This window comes from Rhodococcus daqingensis (genome assembly GCF_042665615.1).
GTDB lineage: Bacteria > Actinomycetota > Actinomycetes > Mycobacteriales > Mycobacteriaceae > Rhodococcus_G > Rhodococcus_G daqingensis.
This window is the reverse complement of record NZ_JBHTCS010000014.1, coordinates 127,139-149,972: the sequence shown is the minus strand read 5'-3', so window position 1 is coordinate 149,972 and position 22,834 is coordinate 127,139. Positions and strand designations below refer to the sequence as shown.

Below are 22,834 nucleotides of genomic sequence, written 5' to 3'. Positions count from 1 at the left end.
GCCTCCCACCGCCGGACAACGGTCAGTTCTCACAAACGCTACGAGATCACGCCTGGGTTGTGTCAAGAACAACTATTGTTTGTACTCAGCCTCGGCGCAGCCGTGAGGGGATGGTGCCATGGCCTCTGTCGGGTTCGGGCCGGTCCGGACGTTCGCGGAACAGCAGCGGGCGCACAGGGTGGTCCTGGCACAGATCGTGGTGTTCGGCGTCGGCGCGACGTCGGGCATCCAGGTCGCCAACTTCACGGTCACCGGCTTGTCGGTTGTGTGTCTGCTCCTCGTCCCCGCCTTCCTGCTGATGAGACACCGGGGCGCAGAGCTGGTCCCCCTGGTGCTCGCCGCACTCGGATGGCTCTCCTATCTGACGTCGTGCCTGATCAACGACGTCAGCGTGCTGTGGCCGAACGCGGTTGCGCCCGCGGCATTCTCGCTGTATCTGCTCGGCCTGACGGTGATCACCGGTCGGGAGGTGGCGAGGACTGCCACGGTCGTCGCCGGCATCGCCGCCGGGTCCATGATCTTCTTCCTGTCCCAGGGGATCGAGCTGACCCAGACCGGAAACTTCCTCGATCTCTGGAAGTACGGGATCGCCCAGGCCGCCACGACCCTCGTGCTGTACGGATTGATCCGCAGCACGCGAGTGCGATGGTTCGTCATCCCGGTGACGCTCGTGGTGTTCGGACTGGCCAGCCTCGCCCTGAATTTCCGCGCGCACGCGTTGGTCTGCCTGCTCTCCGGTGCGATATTGCTGACACGCCGGGTGCTGGGATCGCGGATCGGGCGCGGGTGGCAGTTCTTCGGGATCGCCGCCTTCGGATTGGCCTTCGCGTATCTGATGCCCATCGCGGCGCGGGTGGGATTGTTCGGTCCGGCGCTGCGGCAGAAGACCCTCGAGCAGCAGGCGACGGACCTGCCGCTGTTCCTGGTCGGCCGAACCGAACCGCCGATGTCGATCACGGCGATCCTCGAACGACCCGTCCTCGGTTGGGGAAGCGCACAGAAGCTGACGCCGGAGGTCTACACGGCGGCCGAGCATCTCGCGGTCCGACTCGGATTCGCTCCGACCTTTCCATTCGAGCTCTATTGGCGCCTGCCCGCCACGGACCCTTCCGCGATGCATTCCCTCGTGCTGGGGTCGTGGGCGGAAGGAGGAGTACTCGCGGCTCTCCTGCCGCTGTGGCTGTTCGCCTGCTGCGTCGGCCTCGTGTGGAACAGCGAGCGATACGGGGTGTGGGGACCGTTGGTGGTGGTGCTTGCCGTGCAGGGGATGTGGGACCTGATGTACGAGGCGTGGACATACAACGCCATCCCGGTGTTCGCGTGCATCGCCTTGTTCTTCTCGGCCGCTCATTTCAACCGCCCTGCTTCCCGCGACACTCGTCCGCCATGACCGGACGGGTTGCGAGGGCCATGTCCCCACGGGTCAGCGTCGTGATTCCCACGGTGGGTCGACACACGCTCGCTCGCGCCGTGCAATCCGTCCTGGACCAGACCTACCGGGTCGCCGAGATCCTCGTGGTGGCCGACACCGACACCCCCCTGCAGTTGCCGGTGGACGAGCGGATCGTGCTGCTCCGGACGCCACCGGGGGCCGGATCCGGACCGCACCGGCAGCGCGGTATCGAGGCATCGACCGGGTCGGTGATCGCTCTGCTCGACGACGACGACGAATGGCACCCCGACAAGCTGCGGCGGCAACTGGACAGGGTCGCGTCCTACTCCGGCGACCAGTGGATCGCGTCGTCCCGCACGTCGGTCATCGGTCCCGGCCGCCGGCGACGGGTGTGGCCGCGCCGGCTGGTCGGGCCGCACGAGTCGGTCGCGGAGTACCTGTTCCGCTTCACGGACCTGAGATTCGGCGGCGCCATGCTCCAGACATCGACGCTCTGCTTCCCCGCCGAAATCGCGCGGAAGGTGCGGTGGGACGACGACGGGGACAAACCGCACGACGAGCCGAGCTGGCTGATCCGCGTGCAGGCGGCGATGCCTGAGCTGCGCGTCATCCAGTTGCCTGAGGTGCTCGGGATCTATCACGTCGGTGGCGAATCGCTCTCGCGCAGCAGCCTCGACCGCACCGACGAGTACCTCGACTGGGGCCTGCGACACCTGAGTGGCGAGTCGCCGCGGGTGCGTGGTGACTATCTCTGCACGAGCCCGGTCAGTGCGGCCGTGTCGGCGCGATCCCTGGCGGGCGTGCGTCGCGCGATCCTGACAGGCCTGCGGCACGGCAGACCCGGGCCCTGGGCGCTCGGCTACGCCGTCCTCAGCGCGGTCAGGATCCTGCTGCTGAGGATGCGGTCGGCGGTCAGCGCCCCGGCACCGAGCCCTGGAAGAAAGTGGCCCTCATGACCTCGGGGCAGGAGCGGCTGGAACCCGAGGAGCGGCGCGCCCTGGTTCGCGGGACCGTCTACCGCATCGTGGGCACCCCAGCCGTGGCGCTGCTCGGCCTGGTGAACACGGCCATCGTCGTGCGGGAGACCGGCGAGGCCGTGTTCGGGCTGGTGTCCCTCGTCGCCACGGTCACCCTGCTGTTCCCGTTCGCTGACCTCGGGATCGGCGCGGTCGTGCTGAGCGCGAGCGCCCAGCTCAACGGGCCTGCTCGCGACGCGACCGCGATCGACGTGATCCGGCGTGCGTATCGGGTGCTGTTCTCCGTGGCCGCTGCGCTGGTGGTCGCCTCGCTCGCGGTCATGGCGACGGACGGCTGGGGATTTCTCATCGGCATGTCGAGTGGTCCGGACGATCGGTGGGCGATCACCGTCGCCGCGGTGGTCTTCGCGCTCACCATCCCGGGCGGACTGGGCGTACGCATCCTGATCGGGATCGACAGGAACCAGCTCGCCACTCTCGTGCTGATGAGCAGCGCCGCCTTTTCCCTGATCCTCACGCTGCTCCTGTACTCGGTCGGCGTGGGCGGAATCTGGTACGCGATCCCGCCGTTGGGTGGTCTGCTCGCCGGGCACGTGCTCGGCACGGTGCTCGCGCTGCGCCTGTCCGGACTCGGGTGGTCGGCATTCGCCCCTGTCGGTCAGCGGTCGGGCGGAACTCGGCTGCTCGAGGGAAACGGTTGGCTGTTCGTGGTCGGGGTCGGGTTGCCGGTCGGCCTGCAGACCGGGCGAATCCTGCTCTCGCATCGGTCCACCGCCGCCGACGTGTCCGAGTACGCCCTCATGGCACAGATGTACGGCGCGGGCTGGTCCATACTCTCGACCGCGGGCCTGGCCTATTGGCCGGTCTTCGTCAAGAGGCGCGGCGCGACCGACGAAACGGTTCGGATGTGGTGGCGACTCACCGGCGCGTTCGCGGCACTCGCCGCGGTTGCCGCACTTGCGTTGGCGGCGCTCGGGCCGTGGGTCGCGTCGGTGTTGTCGGGCGGACGAATCGAGGTGTCCACGTCGCTGGCGCTTGCGTTCGGCGCATTGCTCGTGGCGCAGGCCGTGTACCTACCCACCAGCGTCCTGCTGACCCGACCGACGGAGGCACGCTGGCAGGCGTGCTGGATCGCAGTGATGGCCGCGATCAGTCTGGGATTGGGCATGGCCGTGGCCGACCCATACGGGGCGATCGGCGTGGTGTGGGCGTCGGTTCTCGGGGTCGCTGCAGCTCAGGCGGTCCCGAGCCTGCTGTGGGTGCCGACTCTCGTCCGTCGGCGCCCGCCGGTCCAGCATCTGCCTGCCTAGCCCGATCGATCACCGCGCGGGAGCGGTTGGGCGAGCGGCGCGACGACGGCGACACCCGGTGCCACATCATGTATGACCGTCGCGTTTGCTCCCACGGTCACGTCGTCGTGCAACGTGATCGGGCCCAACACGACGGCACCGACCCCGACGCGGACGCGGTCACCCAGGGTCGGGCGGCCCCTCGCATCGTGCCCGATGGTGACCAATTGGTTTATCCAACAATGGCTTCCGATCGTTTCGGCGGTGACGATCGTGCCCACTCCGTGCTGGATGAAGAGCCCCGAGCCGATCCGGTCGGCCTCGAGCGCCAGCGTGGCGGCCGGCCGGTACAGCACACGGAGCAGACACCGCCGCAGCAGGGGATCCGATCGGAGCCGGTAGTGCACGAGGGTGCGGAACTCCGGCAGGGCACCCGCCAGATAGGAGAACCGGGAGTAGTGGTCGAGTTCGATCAGGTCCTGCGCACCGATGCACTCGATCCACCAGTCGACGTCCACGGCGACCGCGTCCGACTCCTCCGAGTGTCTGACCGCCCACCACAGCGGATAGGCCCACACCCGCGCAAGGCGCAGAAGTCTCGCCCGCCTGGCACCGTGGGTCATTACACGATTCTAGTGTGGCCGGTGACCGGGTTGCTGAAACAATGTCCACCATGGCTCCTGGCCCGATGACCCGAGATGCCCGGATATTCATAGCCGGCCATCGGGGTCTCGTCGGCTCGGCGCTGTGGCGGCACTTCACCGATCAGGGCTTCGGGAATCTGATCGGCCGCACGTCCACGGAGCTGGATCTACGCGATCCGTATGCCACTCGTGCATTCTTCGACGAGACGCGGCCGGAGGTGGTCATCCTCGCGGCGGCCAGAGTGGGTGGTATCGCCGCGAACAGGGATCGGCCTGTGGAGTTCCTGTCGGACAATGTCCGGATCCAGGTCAATGTGCTCGACAGCGCGGTTGCGGCGGGTGTCGGGAGGCTCCTGTTTCTGGGCTCGAGTTGCATCTACCCCAAGTTCGCCGATCAACCGATCGGCGAGGACGCGCTGCTCGGTGGCCCTCTCGAGGAAACCAACGCGGGCTATGCGATCGCCAAGATCGCCGGCGTTCTGCAGGTGGCGGCGATCCGCAGACAGTACGGCCTGCCCTACATCGCTGCGATGCCGACCAACATCTACGGCCCCGGTGACAATTTCAACACATACGACGGTCATGTGCTGCCTGCCATGATCCGGCGATTCCACGCCGCGGTCGGAGACGGGTCGAAGGCCGTAACCTGTTGGGGCACAGGGCTGGCTCGGCGAGAGTTCCTACACGTGGACGACCTCGCCGCGGCCTGCCACTTCCTGCTCGACGCCTACGACGACGACCGGCCGATCAACGTCGGGACCGGAACCGATCTGACGATCGCGGAGTTGGCGGACCTGGTTGCGGACGTGGTGGGTTTTCGGGGCGAGATTCAGTGGGACACTTCGCAGCCAGACGGAACGCCCCGCAAGCTGCTCGACGTGCGGCGGTTGAGCGGCCTCGGGTGGGCAGCGGGAATCCCTCTGGCGGAAGGGGTCCGGGCCACCTATGACTGGTTTCTCGGGCACCAGGACGACTATCGACGCTGACCTCTCCTCGGGTCAGCCCGACGTCTTCGGCCAGCCAGGGAGTTCCGGTCGGTCGACAGGTCCGGATCCGCCGAGTTCGAGCGCCCGAACGTCCGCCTCGACCATGATCCGCACCAACTGTGGCGCCTGCACCTGCGGCTTCCACCCCAACGACACTTTTGCCTTCGACGCGTCGCCGATGACCGTATTCACCTCGGCCGGTCGCAGATACCGCTCGTCGAACCGAACGTATCGCTCCCAGTCGAGGCCGACATGCGTGAAGGCCAGGGCCAGGAACTCGCGCACCGAGTAGCCGATCCCTGTCGCGAGCACGTAGTCGTCCGGGGCATCCGCTTGGAGCATGCGCCACATACCTTCTACGTACTCGGGAGCGTATCCCCAGTCCCGGACTGCCTCGATATTGCCCATGTACACGTGCTGATCCAGGCCGGCGTGGATGCGTGCGGCGGCGCGGGTGATCTTGCGGGTCACGAAGGTCTCTCCCCGCCGGGGTGATTCGTGGTTGAACAGAATGCCGTTGACGGTGAACAGCCCATACGCCTCGCGATAGTTGCGGGTCGACCAGTACGCGTACAACTTGGCGATGCCGTACGGCGACCGGGGATGAAACGGCGTGTCCTCGTTCTGCGGCGGCGGCGAGGATCCGAACATCTCTGAACTCGAGGCCTGGTAGAAGCGGCAGTCCAAGCCGAGCTGTCGGATGGCCTCGAGGAGTCGGATCGTGCCGAGTCCGGTGGTCTCCGACGTGTGCTCGGGCTCGTCGAAACTGACGCGGACATGTGTCTGGGCCGCCAGGTTGTACACCTCGTCGGGCGCGATCTGGGACAACAGACTCATCAATCGGGTGCCGTCCAGGAGGTCTCCGTAGTGCAGGAAGAGCCGTGCCCCGGGAGTGTGCGGATCGATGTACAGGTGGTCTATCCGGCCGGTGTTGAAAGATGATGCGCGGCGAATGATTCCGTGGACCTCATAACCCTTGTTCAGCAGGAACTCCGCCAGGTACGAACCATCCTGACCGGTGATTCCGGTGATCAGAGCGCGGCGGTTCATCGGTGCACCTCTCGCTCGCGGTCCCTGCGGGTCGCGGCAAGGTCCGCAATCCACTCCTCGTAGCAGTCGAGGGCCGCGTCGGCGGCCAATGTGCTGGCCACGTAGTGCCGGCCCGCGTCACCGAGTCGCTCGGCCAGCGCGTGATCTGTGCCGAGCCGAACAGCTTCGCGGAGCAACAGATCGGGTCGGCCCCCAGGCACACAGATCCCGGCACCGGACGCGGCGACCTCGAGAGCGGTGAACCCGCTTGAGTCACACGCGGCAAGGACCGGCCTGCCCGACATGAAATAGGACGTCAGCTTGCTCGGCACGGCCATCTGCGCCACCCCGGGGCGCTCATTCACCAGCAGCACGTCGGCGGCTCCGAGCGCCGCGGGAAACTCGTCGTCGGGGATCGGCGGGACGAATTCGAGGGCTGCCACCCCTGCGCCTTCTGCCTCCAGGTGCGCGCGCTGGTGTCCGTCCCCGAGCAGGACGAACCGGACCCGGCACCCCTGTCGATCGGCCAGTCTGGCGGCGGCGATCACGTTCTCCAGCCCCTGTTTGGCACCCATGTTCCCGGCGTGGAGGACCACCACCTCGCCATCCCGCCAGCCCCGCGCAGCGCGGTACGCGGCGCTGGCCGACGGATCCGGCGGAGCGATGTGAGCCCAGTTTCGGATCGCACGAATTCTGCCCCGGTCGACTCCGAGACATTCCACCAAATCCGTCATGAAGCCGTCGTGAATGACCGCAACGCCGTCAGCGTGACGCGCAACCGCCGATTCCAGCACTCGAACAGCACGGGCAGCGGGCACCGACATGCTTCCCGTCTCGATGACGCCGCGGGTGTAGACATCGTGGATGACGACCCCGAGCGCCGGTCGATGACGGGTCATCCGGGCGCGGGTGAGGGCCAGCCCCGCGGCCAGCAGTGGAGGGCTCACGCACACGACGACCTCGGGGTGATTCCATCTGGTTGTCAGCAGCTGCAGCCCGAACGCCAGTTCCATCATTGTCCGCCCGCTGGCGGAGCATCCCTGTGGCACAGGGTGTCTGAACCGGCGTACGCGAACGCCCGCCGTGACGTCCATAGACCGAAATCCGGTGTAGTCCTCCGCCCGCTTCCACTGCGGGTAATGCGGAAACCCGGTCAGCACCTCGACATCGTGTCCGCGCGACGCCAGCCCGGTCGCGAGTCCGGTCGTGTACGGGGCGATACCGATCGACTCGGGTGCGTAGTTGATCCCGAGGATTGCAAGTCTGAGCCGGTGACCGGTCACAGTATCGAGCGTAATCGGCAGGTGACTCCGGCCGGGTGCCGTTTGGGTGAGTCATATCGAGTGACCTCGGGGTAGCGACCTGGTCGGCGCGGCGCATCCGTGCGATCGACCGCGCTAAGGTTCCGGCCGGTCGTAGGATGGGCCGCGGAACCCGCCCTCGATCTCGGGGTAGGCATATGAGCGAAACGACCTCATTCGGCCGGTGGCAGCCGTCCGGGAGTCGCCTGCGGCGCCTTCTCGTGGACTCGCCGGCGTCGTTGGGCGCCAGGGCACGCGCACGCCGCTGGCAGGTGTTCCGCGAAACCTTCCCCGAAATCGAGAACCTTCGCGTCCTGGATCTCGGTGGCACTGTCGAGTCCTGGCGCCGGGCCCCGGTCAGGCCACGACACGTCACCGTGCTCAATCTCTTCGAACCGGGCGAGGCGCAGGACGACTGGATCACCCCCGTGGTCGGTGACGCGTGCGCAGCCGGCGAGGCGCTGGCCGGCGCGGACCTGGACGCCCATTTCGATCTGGTGTTCTCCAATTCACTGATCGAGCACGTCGGTGGACACGCCCGCCGGGCGGATTTGGCCAGGCAGATCCACCAGTTGGCTCCGAGGCACTGGGTGCAAACGCCCTACCGTTACTTTCCCGTGGAGCCACACTGGCTGTTTCCGGGAATGCAGTTCATGCCGGCCGCGGCGCGAGTGGCAATCGCGAGACACTGGCCCCTGGTGCACACGAGACCGGAAAGCTACGACGACGCCGTGGACGCCGTTCTCTGGACGGAGTTGGTGGGGATCACCGAAATGCGGGACTACTTCCCCACCTCGGCGATCGTGCGCGAGCGCGTGCTCGGAGTTCCGAAGTCGCTCATCGCTGTCCTGTGACGCGACTGCGGCGAGACGACTCCCACTGTGCGCTCCGTGCACGAAAGGGCGGTCGCGATCGGTCCGAGATACCTTGCGACACAACAGGATCATCTCCTGCCGCAGGCCGATCCTGGACGGCGCCCCGTGGCACGGACTGGTCGGGCCTGATAGCGTGGGCAACCCATGCCTGAGGCAGCAAAGACACTCGCGTCGCGACGGGTTCTGGTCACCGGGGCGGCCGGGTTCATCGGATCCCGCCTGTGCTCGCGACTGCTCGAAGCAGGCACCGAGGTGCACGGCGTCTCTCGGCGCCGCCACGAGGCCGACGGCGTTCACTGGTGGAAAGCCGATCTCGCCGAGTATCCGGCCGCCGACCACGTGATGGCGGAGGTCCGGCCCGATGTCGTCTTCCATCTGGCGGGTGAGGTCAGTGGCGTGCGCGACGTGGCGATGATCCGGCCGACGGTCCGGAACACTCTGTTGTCGACGGTCAACCTGCTGACGTCGGCGTGCTGGCTGGGAAGCCCCCGGATGATCCTGGCCGGCTCGGCGTCGGAACCCGGGCCCGACGGGGTTCCGGCATCTCCGTATGCGGCCGCCAAGGCGGCGAGCTCGATGTACGCGCGCACATTTCACGCGTGCTACGGGCTTCCTGTCACGAACCTCAGGCTCTCAATGGTCTACGGGCCCGGTCAGGAGGACTACGACAAGCTCATCCCGTACGTGACCCGGTCCCTCCTGCGCGGTGACGTCCCCCGGTTGAGCAGCGGCGTTCACGAGTTCGACTGGGTGTACGTCGACGATGTCCTGGGGGCCTTCATATCGGCAGCGGCTGCCGCCGACCTCGCGGGACACACCCTCGATGTCGGATCCGGCGAGCTGGTTTCAGTTCGTTCGATCGTCGAGCGGATCGGGCGACTCACCGGCCGAACGGCTCAGCCGCAGTTCGGGGCGGTGCCCGACCGACAACGGGAAGATTCTCTGCTCGCCGATGTTCGGCGAACCCGCGAGGTGTTGGGGTGGCAGGCGCAGACACCGCTGGAGGATGGCCTAGCGAAGACGGTCGAGTGGCACCGGGAACGGCACGCCGACGTCGCTCCGAGGTGACTCCGCGACCTCGGTTTTCCGAAACGGCGCTCGGTCCTCGGTCAATATTAGAATCCGTTGATGGTTTGGTGCGCGCCGTGACAGCGGTGAGCAGGCGCCGGAACGGCCGCAGACGATTGGCGGCCGCGGTCTGCCTTCTGCTGACCACAGCCACGATCGGCGGGGTGCCCGCCTACGTGCGACCGCAAGTCGATCCGCTGCGGCCTGCCGATGCGATAGTCGTCCTGGGTGGGGCCGATTGGCGTCGGTATCCGTTCGGCATCGAGCTCGGCCTGGACGGGTGGGCGCCGACGGTGGTCCTTTCGAATCCGGAGGGGGCGGAAAACGACTGGCTGACACATGTCTGCGCGACCCCACAAAAGGGGATCGAATTGGACTGCATCGTTCCGGATCCGCCGACAACCCGAGGCGAAGCTCGGGAATTGGGCCGCTTGGCCCAGCAGAACGGGTGGCGCCATCTCATTGTCGTGACGTTCACACCGCACATTTCCCGCGCCCGGTTCATCCTCCACCGCTGCTTCGACGGAGACCTGACCATGGTGTCGAGCCCAGGCGACATATCACCTCCGAGGTGGGTTTTCGAGTACCTGTACCAGACCGCGGGCTACCTCAAGGCCGTCCTGCCACCAGGTTGTTGAATTGCAAATGATTGTTCTGTCGGCGAGGGCAGATCGGTAGCATTGACGTGGTCTGGACCCAGCGGATGGACATGTCGCCAGGTAAGCTCGACGTTCGAGTACGCCGCAGACGTCATCTCATCCGATGACGAGGGGGCAGTGACGTGGATCTGTTCGATGTCGCGCGTTCATGCCTCAGACGCTGGTATCTCCTCTTTCCGCTGCTGCTACTCACGTGCTGGGTCAGTCTCGACGCCTACGGCTCGGTCCGGCCTGTCTACTACGCAAATACCGTGCTGGGCTTGGCGCCACCGAGCGTGAGAGTCGAGTCCGCCGGCGGGCAGTCCGCCCCCGGCGAGGTTCGCCGAAACGCACTGCTCGATGTCGGCGGAGCAACTCTGATCGCGAACATGGCCGCCCTCGGGCTGCGAGAACCATCGGTCGTGGACCGGGTTGTCGCGGCCGGCGGCCTGCCCGATTATGAGTCCAAGATGTTCCCGGTCCCCGCGCCTCAACAGCTGCCACTCATCATGATCGAATCCACATCCGCGGACCCCACTGCCGTTTCCAAGACACTCGAACTGGTTTCTGCGCAAGCCGAGGTGACGCTGCGGACCCTGCAGCAGCAAGCGCGTGTACCGGACGATCTGATGGTGGTTCCCTTCCCCGTGTCGCCGCCGAGCGCCCCCGGGGCGGCGATGCCGACCCGCACACGCTCGACAATGTCGATATTCCTTGCCGGCCTCGGACTATCCGTCCTGTTCACCGTGGTGGTCGACGTCTTGTTGACACGCCGCAAGAGCCGAGGGCCCACAATTCGAGCGTCCGCACCGGCAGCGGACCGCGCGAGCCCGGGGCAATCATCGAGCCATGTTGACGAGCCGAATGAGATCGCACGAGTCAGCGAGGACACGATGGATGCCACATGAACACCATGCCGTCGGCCACAGAACTCGTACCGACTCAATCCCACCCCAACGAACCAGATGGCACAGAACCGCGGGAACGGACCCTGTGGCTGCTGGGGTTCCTCTGCGTTCTGATTCCCGCCCTGCCGACCTACCTGGTTCCCCTTGGACCGCTGAAAAGCAACGGCTCGCCCGCGCGAATGATCGCGGTGTTGCTGTTCGTCCTGGCGTTCCTCGGATTCGTGTTGCTCCGGCGAACCGCGACAACCCGAACCGTGAGCCCAGGAGTGATCCTCATTCTTCTCTACTTCCTGCTCGTGCTCGCGACATACGGAGTCGGGCTCCTCCACCCGGGGAACGCGCTCGTCGAGTCGAACAAGACTCGAGCGATCATCACCTTGCTCGCGAACGTCGGTGTGGTGCTCTACATCCTCGAGCGGGTCGAAACCGCACGTCAGCGCGCCGTCATGCTCGGCTGCCTTGCAACGGGCCTGAGTTTTGCATGCATGGTCGGTTTATTGCAGAGTTCCACCTCACTCGACTTGCGCTTTCTCTTTCGGCCGCCGGGATTTGTCGTCAACACCGAGCATCTCGACCTGTCCGAACGTATGGGCGCCAAGCGAGTCGTCGGCACCTCCCTGCACGCGATCGAGTTCTCGGTGTTGGCCGCCGTGACGGTTCCACTGACGCTTCACTTTGCACGCCACGCCTCGACACGAGGGGTCCGCTGGCTTGCCGCAGTTGCCTGTGTGGTGGCGTTGCTGGCGATGCCGGCTGCAATCTCGAGGACTGGCGTGCTCACGCTCGTCGCGGCGCTACTGGTGTACATGTGGGCCTTCACGATTCGTCAGCTCGCCGTCGCCGTGGTCGCTGGGTCCGCCGCGGTTCTCGGCTACATCGTCGCCTTTCCGCGCACGGCAAGTGCGCTGTGGGCGACGATCCTCGGCTCGGCGGAGGACGAGAGCGTCTTGGACCGGACCGCCGACTACGCAGCAGTGTCGCAGACGTTTCGCGACAATCCAGTGTTCGGTCTCGGCCTCGGCGCATCGCCTCCTCGCGCCTATCGGTTCCTTGACAACGAATGGCTGCAGGCGGCTGTGCAGGGTGGGTCCGTCGGACTTACCGCGATGATTCTGCTGGCAGGCGGTGGAATCTTCGGAATCTCCGCTGGATTGCGCCGCGCCACTTCACCGCGAGAACGCGATCAGGCCTACATGATGGGATCGGTGTTGGTCGGGATTCTGGCTTCCAGCTTCACCTTTGACCTGTTCAGCTATCAGCAGGCAACATTGACGTTCTTCATTGTGTTCGGCCTGCTGTGGTCCGGCTTCACCGTTCCCGTGCCCGACTGGCACGGACGCAGGTCGGATATCGCAACCGTCGGAACCCCTGTGCGCCGTGAGATGGCCGACGGTGTTCCTTGATCGCGGAAAGGTACCGGTGCTGGCGGGATCGCTCTTCGCGGTGGCACTCCTGCTCTGTGTGTCCTGCACGCGGCCGGATCACCGACCACCGACCACGCATTCAGCAATACCTTCACCGATGGCAACGCAGTCCATCTCTATCGAATCTATGGGAACGGCGGCTGCGGCCTACCTTCGGTTCGTCGGCGTCCCCTTGCCGTAGCCGTCAATTCAGCCTTAGCCACTCTCGTACAATCCTGTTCGAACCCAACGCCGATGCGCCACCTCCTCGCCGAGTCTTCGCCGGATCGCGCTTACGAAGAAGATGGGAACGAATCGAGAAAGTCGCTCTCCGACTGCCTTGCGGCGGGCCAGACCACGCCACTGGGGCAATTGTCGCGCGGCCGGGTACGTCGAGATGGCGAACTCCTCCAAATCTCGAACATCGCTGGGCACCACGCGCCCTCGGTCGTACGACCGGCACGCCTCGTCGAGCGCCTCTTCAGCGAGCGCGCGCCTCCAGGTCTCCCGCATCCTTGCCATGCCGGCGCCCCGTTCAACTCCCTCGAACGGCTCGATTTCCTGTTCGTTGCCGAGCTCTTCGGAGAAGGCTTCGAATGCCCGCGCGCGGGCCCGAAGGTCGATCAACCATCCACCGTATTCATTCAGGTGCAGGTTCGCGCCGTGAACTCGATAGTAAGCCTGATCCGGACCGTTTACGCGGCCCACACTGCCACATCGCGCTGCATCCAACCAGAGCTTCAAGTCTGCGGCATGCCCATTGGTGGTGTCATACCTGAGGCCGCTCATGACCGATCCGCGCATCACGACTTCCGGACTCGTCACAACCGAATGTCCTTGATGACATATGTGATCGATCCATTCGGGACCGGACCAGACCGACCAACTCCGCACCTCGGTCCGTGCTGCGGGCACCCTGCCGACGAAACTCGGAGCGTGGCCGTAGGCAAATGCAACCTCTGGCCGGGCATCCAGGAGCGCCGTCGACCGCCGGAGCGAGCCGGGCGCGAGCATGTCATCGGCGCACAACAGGACCACATAGTCGCCGCTCGCACGGGAGAGACCCTCGTTGAATGACGCAATGTGACCCTGATTGCTCTCACGCAGGATGCACTTCACCTGCGAATCGGATGCTGCCAGCGATTTCGCGACCTCCGGGCTGTTGTCAGACGACGCATTATCAATGATCAGAACGTCGACATCCACACCGGTCTGCGAGAGCGCAGACTCCACCGCATCCGGGAGAAAATGCCCGTACTCATAGCAAGGAATCACGACGGAAACCGACGGACGAGTAGGAGACGTGACGGGGCGGATTCGCGCTACCACGTGGAATCCTTCCCCGAAAGTGACGGAGGAACACTTCTTGCGACCATGACCACTGGTCCATTCACTCGACGCGTTTGAGCCAAATCTCACGCCAGTACGGGTAAATGTCGCGAGGGCAGAACAGCCGTTCAGGGTGGAAGCAACCCTTGCAGACGACATCCTCGAGAATGACCCCGCGGGTCTTCATCTCCATCATCAACCCAGTGTTCTCGTTTATGAGCCGCTCGACCTGGCCGCGCACGCGATACCGCTTGCCGCAGTATGGTGTCATCTCGGTGTCGAAGTGCATGCCGCGGTTGCACCCTGAGGAGTCGAGCGTCTTCGCGATCTCGTCCCTGGATTTCACCTCCACCATCTCGCCCGGCTGCAGATCGAGCACCTGGGTCGGCGTCCGCGTACCCGCCAAGCCCTCGATGGAGGGAATTGTCCTGCCCCGACCGATCTTCCAGACAATAGTGTTGTACGCCGCGAGCGGCATGAACCGGATCATCCTCCACAGGCTGACGTTGCCGGTGGTCCAATCCTTCCAGTATTGCCGGACATCGCGCTGGCGCATCGGAGTGCTCGCATCGATCAATCGCGTCGCCTGGCACGAGTATCTGACCTGTCGATCACCTGCATCGGACAGGTGAGCTCGGGTTGCCCTGTCGATGACTGACGTGTCGACCCGGCCATCCCGGGCGAACGTCGATTCGGCCTGCGGCGCAGGGCTATCGGCCGGCTTCAGCCACGCGGTCTTCCAGTACAGCAGGCAGGCTGCCTGACAGCCCCCATGGGCGCTGCCGTCGCAACGAACACCCAGATGGACCGAGTCGTTGATCCTGCGGTTCTTGTGGGAGTCGATGGTGTCGCAGGCCTTGTGGGCCGAAGCCGAGACTCGGAGGCGCTTGCCTGCGAACTGGAGCATCTCGGGCATGAACGGCATCCCGTCGATGGCACCCTCGCCATCCAAGGTCCGCAGTATCTCTCCGGCACCCCGGACTTCCACCCAGTCGCCGACTCGATAGGTCATCGTTCCTCCACCCGCCTCGGCCGCAACTCGGCGCGCATCGAGCGGTACGCAACGCCTCAAGCAGATGAGCCAGCGTCGCGGTCAGTCTACACCTTATGGGTCCGAACCACTGCCCAGAGCGAAGGCCATCCGACGTCACGACCCGATTGCATCCGCGCACATGATGCGCCTACTCCAACGCCCCGATTGCGGCCCGGGGTACCTATCGCCTTCGCCGAACACCTTGCACTGGAATGGATTCGGTGTGGCCACTGCCCTTACCGTGCGGCCGCACGGAAAGGGTGCGCAGGAGTGCCGGGCAGTTCATCATCGCTTTCCCCGGGTCGACAGCGCGGCGGCACTCGGCCGATGGATGGACTGCCACACCCGCATGATCCATCGGTGAATCAGCCCGAGGTAAACAACGACCCCGGTGATCCCACCGCACGTGAGGCCGAGCAGCGGTGTCTCGAAACTGCTCGCCACCCAGCGCGCCGCGTACCAACAGGGGACGGCCGCCAGAACCGGTGGGATCAACCCGCGCACCACCGCCGAGACATCTGCCCCAGCCCTTTGCGCCGCGACGAGATATACCGGCAGCATGACGCATACGCCGATGATCATGTGGGACCACCCCCCTCCCGTGATACCGAACAGATACGTGCCGGCAACCATCGCGGGCGTCAACGCGACGATCCACAAGACCTGTATCCATGCCACGGTCCCTGCGGCCCCACGCGCCAGCAGGTAATAGTCGATCACGGTCAAGAGCACTCGTAGGGCACCGAAGGCCCCCAGTGCGGCGAGTGCCGCGGAAGCGGGAATCCATCGGCCTCCGTATAGCACTCCGATGAGCGGAACCGACAGGACGGCAAGCAGGGTTCCCACGGGTACCGCAGCGGCCCAGGCAAACGTGGTTCCAACTGCAAGGCTTGGATCGCGGCCGGCGTTTCCCCTCACGACTCGCTGGCGCTCCGACTCCGCGAACGCTTGAATTGACACGGACCGTACGGCCTGACCGATGGCGGTCATCGGCCAACTTGCGATATTGAATGCCAGGGCATAGAAGCCCAGCGATACGTCGCCCGCAATGCGCGCAATCACCATGTTGTCGATGTTCATCAGCACCACGGAGAGGACGGCCGCCGACGAGGCCTGCAGCCCGAAGCGCAAAGCCGGACCGGCTACCGCACGATCGAACCCGACTCGCGGACGCCACCTCGCCAGGACGAATTGCATCGCGGTGGACGTGCACTGCGCGGCGATTCGCGCGAGGGCGAGAGCCATCGGACCGAGACCGAGCAGCACGAGGCCGATCGACACGACCGTGCCGACCGCGAATTCGACGACACTGGTCGCGAATAGTTTGTTCTGCTCAAAGTTCCGTAGCAGTAGGCTGTACGGAACGACTGCAATGCCTCCGAGCAGCAAGCTGAGCGACAGCACCGCGATCACCGGGGCGGCGTCGGGTATACCGAACGCGGCGGCGACAATCCCCGAGCTGAGTGCCATCCCGCCTGCAAGCAGTGTTCCGGCCAGCAGTCCCAGCGTCGCGACCGTGGGCGCCAGTCGCTCCGGGTCGTCGGCACGAAGTAGGACTGCACCCAAGCCCAGGTCCGCAAGTGTGATGAGAATCGTGGTGACGGTCAACGCCACCGCGTATACACCGAATTGTTCGGGTGTGAGGAGCCTCGCCAGCACGATTCCCACGACGAGACCACCCAGCCGCACAATTATCGTGCCGGCCAGGGACCACGCGAGCCCGTGGCGAATCGACTGGCCGAGGTTGCGCCTCATCGCACACGCTCATGAACCCTCAGATCGGCGGACAACCTTCTTCACCCTTCCCTTCACAACGTCCGACGTGCGCTTGAGGGCCATTAGTCGGTTCTTTACCGACTCGTCCGGCCGCGCCTTGAAGATGGTGGAATACGACTCCCCGGCCCAATTCGTCGGGGCGGATTTGGTGTAGTAGTACCCCGCAAAGGAACGACGGACAGCGTCGTCCGGGCACCTGACCTCGGTTACGCCGTGGTAGCTGATCTCACTCGTTTCGAATATCACACATCGATTGAAGATCGGATCGAACGAGTGCACGCACTCGGAAACATCGCTGTTCCACAGTTCCAGTTGTCCCCCCCACTCCGGCATCCATCCCTCGTTGAAATAGATCAGAATGTTCAGCCTGCGGTGGAGCTTTCGGTCCTCGAGGTAGTTGAAGTCGACGTGGACATCGAGGCGCCCTCGAGGGCCGGTTTGATGCAGTCCGCCCCCTACGAGCTCGGGGTCCGGGAGCAAACTCGGGATGTCGAAGATCGCAGATGCAGTATCGATGAACTCGGGCGACGCCAGTACCGCAGTGAGCTCGCGCAGCGTCGGGGGAAATCGATCACTATCGGTTACCTGCACCTTGCGTCGCTCATTGATCGTACGAAACTCCCTCCCCATCTTCGCGGCATCCGAATAGCTGGGCCAGCAGCTCAGTGCTTCACGAGCAAAGCCCGTATCCAGGAAGTCGTCGATAAGGACGTGTGGGAATGGCGTCGCGGTTCGCGCCTGCTGCCGCAGCAGACCGCGATCGATCTCGCGGATCACCCCGCTCGAAGTGCTCATAGCCGATCCTCTTGTCGATTCGCGGAACGCGTGGACTCGTCGCCGTCGCGGAATATTTCGTTCTCAACAATTCGCACAAACGCTTTCTTCGCCTCCCCCCAGTCAAGACTCTCTGCCGCACTCGCCGCGCGTTCCGCCGCCGCGGCGACATCGCTGGTTGCCACGGCGGCCGACAATTCGTGTGCGAGCGCGGAGGGCGTGGCCGCGGCCCAGCGAACCGCTGGGTTGCCCAATTCCGCACGCGCGAAGGCGTCCTCGTTGACGACAGGAATTGCTCCGCACGCCAGCATCTCGTAGGGGACGAGCGAAATGTTCGTGAAGGAAATGGCGATCCCGGCCACACACTTGTTGTACAGCTCGGCGAGTGCACCCGACGAGACCGTGCCGTGAACACGCGCCGGGAAGGGCGGTCGGACGTGCGGGTCGCCGAACAGGTGTATCTCCTGGTCCGGGTGGCGTTGATTAAACTCGCCGAGGGCTGCCATCGCCAGGCTGTACCCGCGGCGCGCGATGCGCGGCTTGGCGTAGAAGACGACGCCACTGCGGGAACCGTGGTTGGTCAGGCGGTAGACCGACAAGTCCGTACCGAACGGAATTCGGTCCACCTGTATCCCATGAGCGGATCGCAGCATCTCCGCAACCATTCCACCGAGCGCGATCGTGCGGAACCCGAATCGGTAGGTGTCATCGGCAAGAGCATATTCCGAGCCGCGCGGGTAGAAATACGGCTCGTAGTCCTGGACGAAATAGAGGCGGCGACCCGGTGCCGACACCTGCTTTCCGATCACGTGTGCGCTTTGCCAGCTTGTGGCGACGTAAGCGTCAGCGGGGTCAAACTGGCCACGTGCGTCGATGATCCGAGCCTTCATCGTGGGCCAGTGCTCACGAATCACCTTGGCGTGAAAGTCCACGGGTGACCCGTGGCGGTCGTAGAGGTGGACGACGCAGCGGTGGCCGGCCTCTTCGAGCGCCTCCACCATGCGGAAGTTTGTGGTGTGGCCGCCGGACCCGGGCATCGGTGGAGTCATTGCCCATCCGACGGTCAGAGGCCGACCCCGCTCGGGATCGCGCGATGGAACCTTCCACCGCACACTGGCGGAGTCGGCAATATCCCCGTGGAGAAGCGGAAAATCGAGTTCGACAGCGCCTGAGATCTCGTATGCGCGCCGCGCGAATCGCTGGAGCACCTCCCGAGGCCCACCCGATTGTGCGATCGAAGTGAGTTGCATTGCACGCCTGCGTATCGCTCCGAGGGATCGGCTACTCGACGTCTGCGCCATCAGGTGCCCCTTGTGTATCCGGCCGCGACCATCTTGCGAACCATCCGGCCTGCAGCAGCCCGTGGCGATGACCTCAGATCGACAGGCGACTCACAGCTCCTCCCACTAGGCAACCTGCCAAACCAAACCACACTGCAGTGGGGTCGATCCGCGTCGGATTCCTCGTCAAAGACTACATCGCTACCGCACCCTGGAGCGGCCGACGGGATGTCTGATCTGGTCTTTCTGCGCTGACGTGGAGCTCCCAGCCCACGCGAACAGTGGCCCTGAATACGGGCCTTTCCGGTCGCCGGCAGGTCACAGGTCGCAGCAGCTGCGTCAGGTCGGTGTTCGCGAGTAAGGTTGCGCTTGCCGGGCCGTGGGGTGCTTGCACAAGCGGCCCGCGCTGCGGAACTTCGACAACCGAGAGGCCGCCGAACAATGGCCTGCGTGCTGGACGTGCCGTCACCGCCGGCGCACTCCCCGACCGCACTTCAGCGCCGGCCGATTCAGCAGTGCCTGACCGACTGCGACCTCGGTGAGACGCAGCGCCGCCGGGGCCGACTCGCCATCCTGAAGGGCGGCACGCCGCCTCGCGGCATCGTTGGGCCGTTCCCACGATCGTCGCCGCGATCGCCTTCGTCGTAGTCCACACTCCCCCGGAATACGATGTCGACGGGTCGGCCCACGATCCCGCGACCGGATCGCCACCCCTGCCACCGACGACCATCCTGCGATCGCCGGCACGCCCTGGCCCTGTTCCCCCGCCTGCGAGCCCGTGACGATCAGTCGGCGGTGGGCGGGGTTCGGCTCAGCACTCGGCCAACAGCCGGCGTGCGACGGTTTCCGCGATCGGCAGGGCGGCGGTCGCCGCCGGCGACGGAGCGTTCAGGACGTGCAGGGAGCGGGGCGTCCGCTCGATCAGGAAGTCGTGGACGAGGGTTCCGTCGCGGAGCACCGCCTGCGCCCGGATCCCGGACTCCCGCGGCAGCAGGTCGTCGATGGTCAACTCGGGACAGTACTTTCGACAGCGGGCCAGGTAGCCGGACTTGAGCAACGAATCGCGAAGCTCACCGACGCCGGTACGAAGGTGCGCGCGCACCACCCTGTAGAAGCCTGGAAACCGCAGGTACTCCCACACGTCCCGACGGTCGACGCTGAACTTTCGGTAGCCCTCGCGCGCCATGCCCAGCACCGCGTTCGGGCCCACCGTCAGCCCGCCCTCGATGGTCGGGCTGAGGTGCACACCGAGAAAGGGCAGAGCCGGGTCGGGTATCGGGTAGATCAGATGGTGCACCAACTCCGAACGCGACGCGGGAAGCTCGTAGTACTCGCCTCGGAAGGGAATGATCTGGAATTCCGTGCGTATCCCGGCCATTCGGGCCAGCCGGTCGGCCTGCAGTCCCGCGCACACGACGAGTCGCCGGGCGGACCACGAGCCGGACGGACCACTGACCGTGACACCGGCGGCCGATTCCGCGATGGCGGTCACGGCGGTGCCGAGTCGAATCTCGCCGCCCGCGGAACGGACCTGATCGGCCATCACCTCGGTGATCCGCCGATAGTCGACGATGCCCGTGGTCGGGACGAACAGTGCGCCGACACCCGTGATCGCCGGTTCGCGGCGGCGGAGCTCGACCGCGTCGAGCACCTCGACGTCGAGCCCGTTCGCCTCAGATCGCTCGTGCAGCGCCCGCATCCGGGCGAGTTCGGCGTCGTCCGTGGCAACCAGCAGCTTGCCACGCACATCGACGGCGACGCCGTGGTCGAGTGCGAACCCGGTGGTCATCTCGGCCCCACGCCGGCTCAGCTCTGCCTTCAGACTGCCGGGCCCGTAGTAGATCCCCGAATGGATGACACCGCTGTTGTGCCCGGTCTGGTGGGCGGCGAGCGCATCCGCCTTGTCCACCACGAGCAGACTCGAACCCGGCTGCCGGTGAAGGATTTCCCTGGCGACCGCCACCCCGACGATGCCCGCGCCGATGACGCAGAAGTCGTACATCGGCCCATCCCCTCTGCCGCGCGGTGTTGTTCGTCACCAGCGTCGAAGCCGATCACCCGAAACGCGCTCCGTTTCATTGTTGCTGGTATACGCGGATATAGTCGATCTCGAGCTGATCCACCAGGGTCGGGGCGGCCAGAACCGAACCCGCCTCACGTTCCCATTCGTTGTCGACCATCACGTTGGCGATGAGCTGCATCGGGCCGTCTTCGATCTGGGAGGCATCGGTGAACTCACCACACTTGACCCCGTCGATGTACCAGGCGATGTGATCGGGCTGCCAATCCACCCCGAATCGGACCCAGTCGCGCGAATGGTCCCGCACCGCACAGTCACCATTGCCGGACCCACCCCTGTTGACCTCGTATGACCTGCGTCGGTCGTCGTACGCATAGGTCATGTACACGGTGTCCGGATCACCCCCGAGGACTTCGACGATGTCGATCTCAGAGCGGTATCGATAGGTCGGATCGGTGGGCAGCATCCAGAACGCGGTGAAGAACCCGGACTGCCCCGGGAGCTTCATCCGTGACTCGACGTAGCCATAGGTGAAGGGAAAGAGGTACCGACCATCGAGCGCGTTCGGCCTTGCCGTAGAAAGCAATCCGGACCTGTACGTGCAGGCCCCCTGAAAGCACGCGTAGTCGGGTTTCGGCGGATACAACGGCTCCGCAACGAGCGCGGCGGCACCCGCATCCACCCGCACCTGCTCGGGCCGGTAGGTCTCCCTGCCCTCGTTGAAGCTGCTGGTGCAGTCACCGTAGTTCCAGTCGAAGCACGGGGTGAGTTTGCCGTGGTCGTAGTCGGTGCCGTCGAACTCCTCCGCGAAGACGATCCTCCAGTCCTTTCCGGAACCGGGCGGAGTCGGTACCCGCGTGGCCGCATGATCTAGACCACCGCTCTGGACGCCGCAGGCGCCGCACATGCCCAGCGCGACGACGAGGGCCACGAGCCGCCGCGGGATCACGCGGCGGGCAGTGGGCGACATCATTGACATCACGGCCTTCCGTGCACATGACGTGGTTGCACTCGGAGCGGCAGGTTGTGCGGGCACTACTCGATCGGGCGGCGGGCGCGGGCTCGCTCGCACCAGCGGCACCGATCACGCCTGCGCTGATTCCCGGCCGCCTCACAGGCGGACGCGACAGCAAACCTGACTACGCCCAGGTTACTCGCCCAGATTCCAACCTCAAGTTGGTTTTGAGTCGGACCTCGGCGTGCCCGGTGTGCTGGTGTCGGCCGGCGTCACCACCAGCGGGTCCACGCCTGCGCGGTCAGTCGGCCCGGCTCGACCCCGGCCTCCCGTGCTCCCGCCTCCGCGGCCCGGATCCGCGCCACGAAGGTCAGCACCGCCTTGCGCAGTGCATCCTCAGAGTTGTCGGGCCCGCCGATCCGCACGACGCGCAGCTCCTCCGGGACGAACTCCGCCGGCAACCCCGCCCGGCTCGCCCGCTCGATCACCTTCTCCGCCAACGCGAGCGCCGGCTGCGCCATCGCGATGCCGTCCATACAGGAGGCCCGAGACTTCTCCGTGGCCTTCGCGACCTCCCACGCGGCCTCCTGCTCGGCAACGTCGATCGGCCCGGTGTGGCCGTTGGTGAGGTGAGGGCTGCGTAACGCCAGCTTCGCGACCAGGGTTTGCGCCACATCGTCGACCGTGAAGGGATCTGTCGCCGACTCCTGCGCGATCCGCGAGTGGAACAGCACCTGCAGCAGCAGGTCGCCCAACTCCTCCCGCAGGCCCTCCGGGTCGCCCTCCTCGATCGCGTCGAGCAGTTCGTAGGTCTCCTCGAGCAGGTAGCGGCGCAGCGAGTCGTGGGTCTGCGTGACCTCCCACCCGCCGAACTGCCATAGCCGGTCCATCACCTCGACGGCCGCCAGCAGCCGCTGCCCGGGCACCGGCGTCGCCGCGACAACCTCCTCGCCCGCGGACACCCGGTGCCGCACCTGCACCCCCTCGGGGTCTACTGCCACCAGCACGGCGGCACCCGGTGCGTGCGGCAGACCCAGCTCCTCACGCACCGCGACCGGCACATCCGAGGCATATTCGACCTGCCCACGCAGCAGCCGCACCGCCGCCGCCGGAACCCGGGCGGGGCCGTGCGGGTAGAGCAACACCACCGTCATCG

At 65.6% G+C, this 22,834-nt stretch carries 20 protein-coding genes; 9 read left to right on the top strand and 11 right to left on the bottom strand.

Going from position 1 to position 22,834, the window contains the following annotated elements; genetic code table 11:
* Positions 1 to 118 precede the first annotated feature (118 nt).
* The 3 genes from ACFQS9_RS12880 to ACFQS9_RS12870 are packed head-to-tail and all read left to right on the top strand — an operon-like array spanning position 119 to position 3,680.
* Positions 119 to 1,390 (top strand): hypothetical protein, encoded by a 1,272-nt coding sequence (locus ACFQS9_RS12880; protein ID WP_378405196.1) that lies wholly within the window; start codon positions 119 to 121, stop codon positions 1,388 to 1,390.
* The gene (locus tag ACFQS9_RS12875) at positions 1,387 to 2,349 is read left to right on the top strand and encodes a glycosyltransferase family 2 protein (RefSeq protein ID WP_378405194.1); all 963 of its coding nucleotides are present in this window, start codon (positions 1,387 to 1,389) and stop codon (positions 2,347 to 2,349) included. The genes ACFQS9_RS12880 and ACFQS9_RS12875 overlap by 4 nt, the downstream gene beginning before the upstream one ends.
* A complete protein-coding gene (locus tag ACFQS9_RS12870) occupies positions 2,346 to 3,680 on the top strand; it encodes a lipopolysaccharide biosynthesis protein (protein WP_378405192.1) in 1,335 nt (444 codons plus the stop codon). The genes ACFQS9_RS12875 and ACFQS9_RS12870 overlap by 4 nt, the downstream gene beginning before the upstream one ends.
* Here ACFQS9_RS12870 and ACFQS9_RS12865 read toward each other — a convergent pair.
* Entirely contained in the window at positions 3,677 to 4,282 is a 606-nt protein-coding gene (locus ACFQS9_RS12865) for an LbetaH domain-containing protein (protein ID WP_378405189.1), read from the bottom strand. The genes ACFQS9_RS12870 and ACFQS9_RS12865 overlap by 4 nt on opposite strands.
* A gap of 41 nt (positions 4,283 to 4,323) precedes the next feature.
* On the opposite strand from ACFQS9_RS12865, the gene ACFQS9_RS12860 reads away from it, so the two are divergent.
* Complete coding sequence (locus ACFQS9_RS12860; RefSeq protein ID WP_378405188.1) at positions 4,324 to 5,289, top strand: GDP-L-fucose synthase family protein; 966 nt, start codon at positions 4,324 to 4,326, stop codon at positions 5,287 to 5,289.
* 12 nt (positions 5,290 to 5,301) lie between these two features.
* On the opposite strand, the gene gmd is transcribed toward ACFQS9_RS12860, so the two are convergent.
* Entirely contained in the window at positions 5,302 to 6,339 is a 1,038-nt protein-coding gene (gene gmd, locus ACFQS9_RS12855) for a GDP-mannose 4,6-dehydratase (protein ID WP_378405186.1), read from the bottom strand.
* Positions 6,336 to 7,601, bottom strand: a complete 1,266-nt coding sequence (locus ACFQS9_RS12850) for a glycosyltransferase family 4 protein (protein WP_378405184.1) — start codon at positions 7,599 to 7,601, stop codon at positions 6,336 to 6,338. The genes gmd and ACFQS9_RS12850 overlap by 4 nt, the downstream gene beginning before the upstream one ends.
* Positions 7,602 to 7,777: 176 nt before the next feature.
* On the opposite strand from ACFQS9_RS12850, the gene ACFQS9_RS12845 reads away from it, so the two are divergent.
* From ACFQS9_RS12845 to ACFQS9_RS12825, 5 genes are all read left to right on the top strand, one after another.
* Positions 7,778 to 8,473, top strand: coding sequence for a methyltransferase type 11 (locus ACFQS9_RS12845; protein WP_378405182.1), 696 nt, complete (start codon positions 7,778 to 7,780; stop codon positions 8,471 to 8,473).
* A gap of 165 nt (positions 8,474 to 8,638) precedes the next feature.
* Positions 8,639 to 9,562 (top strand): NAD-dependent epimerase/dehydratase family protein, encoded by a 924-nt coding sequence (locus ACFQS9_RS12840; protein ID WP_378405180.1) that lies wholly within the window; start codon positions 8,639 to 8,641, stop codon positions 9,560 to 9,562.
* Positions 9,563 to 9,639: 77 nt separating this feature from the next.
* Positions 9,640 to 10,200 carry a YdcF family protein gene (locus ACFQS9_RS12835; protein WP_378405178.1) on the top strand — a complete coding sequence of 187 codons (561 nt, stop codon included), beginning with the start codon at positions 9,640 to 9,642 and terminating at the stop codon, positions 10,198 to 10,200.
* Between the two features lie 143 nt (positions 10,201 to 10,343).
* Positions 10,344 to 11,108, top strand: a complete 765-nt coding sequence (locus ACFQS9_RS12830; protein ID WP_378405176.1) for a hypothetical protein — start codon at positions 10,344 to 10,346, stop codon at positions 11,106 to 11,108.
* Entirely contained in the window at positions 11,105 to 12,511 is a 1,407-nt protein-coding gene (locus ACFQS9_RS12825) for an O-antigen ligase family protein (protein ID WP_378405174.1), read from the top strand. The genes ACFQS9_RS12830 and ACFQS9_RS12825 overlap by 4 nt, the downstream gene beginning before the upstream one ends.
* Positions 12,512 to 12,727: 216 nt before the next feature.
* On the opposite strand, the gene ACFQS9_RS12820 is transcribed toward ACFQS9_RS12825, so the two are convergent.
* The 8 genes from ACFQS9_RS12820 to ACFQS9_RS12785 form a co-directional block, all read right to left on the bottom strand.
* Entirely contained in the window at positions 12,728 to 13,840 is a 1,113-nt protein-coding gene (locus ACFQS9_RS12820; RefSeq protein WP_378405172.1) for a glycosyltransferase family 2 protein, read from the bottom strand.
* Positions 13,841 to 13,901: 61 nt separating this feature from the next.
* On the bottom strand, positions 13,902 to 14,852 hold the full coding sequence (locus ACFQS9_RS12815; protein ID WP_378405170.1) for a hypothetical protein: 951 nt from the start codon (positions 14,850 to 14,852) through the stop codon (positions 13,902 to 13,904).
* Between the two features lie 306 nt (positions 14,853 to 15,158).
* Positions 15,159 to 16,628: an oligosaccharide flippase family protein gene (locus ACFQS9_RS12810; protein ID WP_378405168.1), complete on the bottom strand. Its 1,470-nt coding sequence runs from the start codon at positions 16,626 to 16,628 to the stop codon at positions 15,159 to 15,161.
* Between the two features lie 9 nt (positions 16,629 to 16,637).
* Entirely contained in the window at positions 16,638 to 17,444 is an 807-nt protein-coding gene (locus ACFQS9_RS12805) for a 2OG-Fe(II) oxygenase (protein ID WP_378405166.1), read from the bottom strand.
* Positions 17,441 to 18,424 (bottom strand): rhamnosyltransferase WsaF family glycosyltransferase, encoded by a 984-nt coding sequence (locus ACFQS9_RS12800; protein ID WP_378405164.1) that lies wholly within the window; start codon positions 18,422 to 18,424, stop codon positions 17,441 to 17,443. Before ACFQS9_RS12800 ends, ACFQS9_RS12805 begins: the two co-directional genes overlap by 4 nt.
* A gap of 1,090 nt (positions 18,425 to 19,514) precedes the next feature.
* Positions 19,515 to 20,705, bottom strand: a complete 1,191-nt coding sequence (gene lhgO, locus ACFQS9_RS12795) for an L-2-hydroxyglutarate oxidase (protein ID WP_378405162.1) — start codon at positions 20,703 to 20,705, stop codon at positions 19,515 to 19,517.
* Positions 20,706 to 20,778: 73 nt separating this feature from the next.
* Entirely contained in the window at positions 20,779 to 21,696 is a 918-nt protein-coding gene (locus tag ACFQS9_RS12790) for a glycoside hydrolase family 16 protein (protein WP_378405160.1), read from the bottom strand.
* 254 nt (positions 21,697 to 21,950) lie between these two features.
* Positions 21,951 to 22,832 carry a nucleoside triphosphate pyrophosphohydrolase gene (locus ACFQS9_RS12785; RefSeq protein WP_378405158.1) on the bottom strand — a complete coding sequence of 294 codons (882 nt, stop codon included), beginning with the start codon at positions 22,830 to 22,832 and terminating at the stop codon, positions 21,951 to 21,953.
* Between the last annotated feature and the right edge of the window lie 2 nt (positions 22,833 to 22,834).

Excerpts from the sequence above, each read along its gene's own strand:
- ACFQS9_RS12840 (WP_378405180.1), top strand. The coding sequence starts at position 8,639 with ATGCCTGAGGCAGCAAAGACACTCGCGTCGCGACGGGTTCTGGTCACC.
- ACFQS9_RS12875 (WP_378405194.1), top strand. The coding sequence starts at position 1,387 with ATGACCGGACGGGTTGCGAGGGCCATGTCCCCACGGGTCAGCGTCGTG.
- ACFQS9_RS12785 (WP_378405158.1), bottom strand. The coding sequence starts at position 22,832 with ATGACGGTGGTGTTGCTCTACCCGCACGGCCCCGCCCGGGTTCCGGCG.
- ACFQS9_RS12845 (WP_378405182.1), top strand. The coding sequence starts at position 7,778 with ATGAGCGAAACGACCTCATTCGGCCGGTGGCAGCCGTCCGGGAGTCGC.
- ACFQS9_RS12880 (WP_378405196.1), top strand. The coding sequence starts at position 119 with ATGGCCTCTGTCGGGTTCGGGCCGGTCCGGACGTTCGCGGAACAGCAG.
- ACFQS9_RS12800 (WP_378405164.1), bottom strand. The coding sequence starts at position 18,424 with ATGGTGGAGGCGCTCGAAGAGGCCGGCCACCGCTGCGTCGTCCACCTC.
- ACFQS9_RS12815 (WP_378405170.1), bottom strand. The coding sequence starts at position 14,852 with ATGACCTATCGAGTCGGCGACTGGGTGGAAGTCCGGGGTGCCGGAGAG.
- ACFQS9_RS12870 (WP_378405192.1), top strand. The coding sequence starts at position 2,346 with ATGACCTCGGGGCAGGAGCGGCTGGAACCCGAGGAGCGGCGCGCCCTG.
- ACFQS9_RS12790 (WP_378405160.1), bottom strand. The coding sequence starts at position 21,696 with ATGATGTCGCCCACTGCCCGCCGCGTGATCCCGCGGCGGCTCGTGGCC.
- ACFQS9_RS12805 (WP_378405166.1), bottom strand. The coding sequence starts at position 17,444 with ATGAGCACTTCGAGCGGGGTGATCCGCGAGATCGATCGCGGTCTGCTG.
- ACFQS9_RS12865 (WP_378405189.1), bottom strand. The coding sequence starts at position 4,282 with ATGACCCACGGTGCCAGGCGGGCGAGACTTCTGCGCCTTGCGCGGGTG.
- ACFQS9_RS12810 (WP_378405168.1), bottom strand. The coding sequence starts at position 16,628 with ATGAGGCGCAACCTCGGCCAGTCGATTCGCCACGGGCTCGCGTGGTCC.
- lhgO (WP_378405162.1), bottom strand. The coding sequence starts at position 20,705 with ATGTACGACTTCTGCGTCATCGGCGCGGGCATCGTCGGGGTGGCGGTC.
- ACFQS9_RS12825 (WP_378405174.1), top strand. The coding sequence starts at position 11,105 with ATGAACACCATGCCGTCGGCCACAGAACTCGTACCGACTCAATCCCAC.
- gmd (WP_378405186.1), bottom strand. The coding sequence starts at position 6,339 with ATGAACCGCCGCGCTCTGATCACCGGAATCACCGGTCAGGATGGTTCG.
- ACFQS9_RS12860 (WP_378405188.1), top strand. The coding sequence starts at position 4,324 with ATGTCCACCATGGCTCCTGGCCCGATGACCCGAGATGCCCGGATATTC.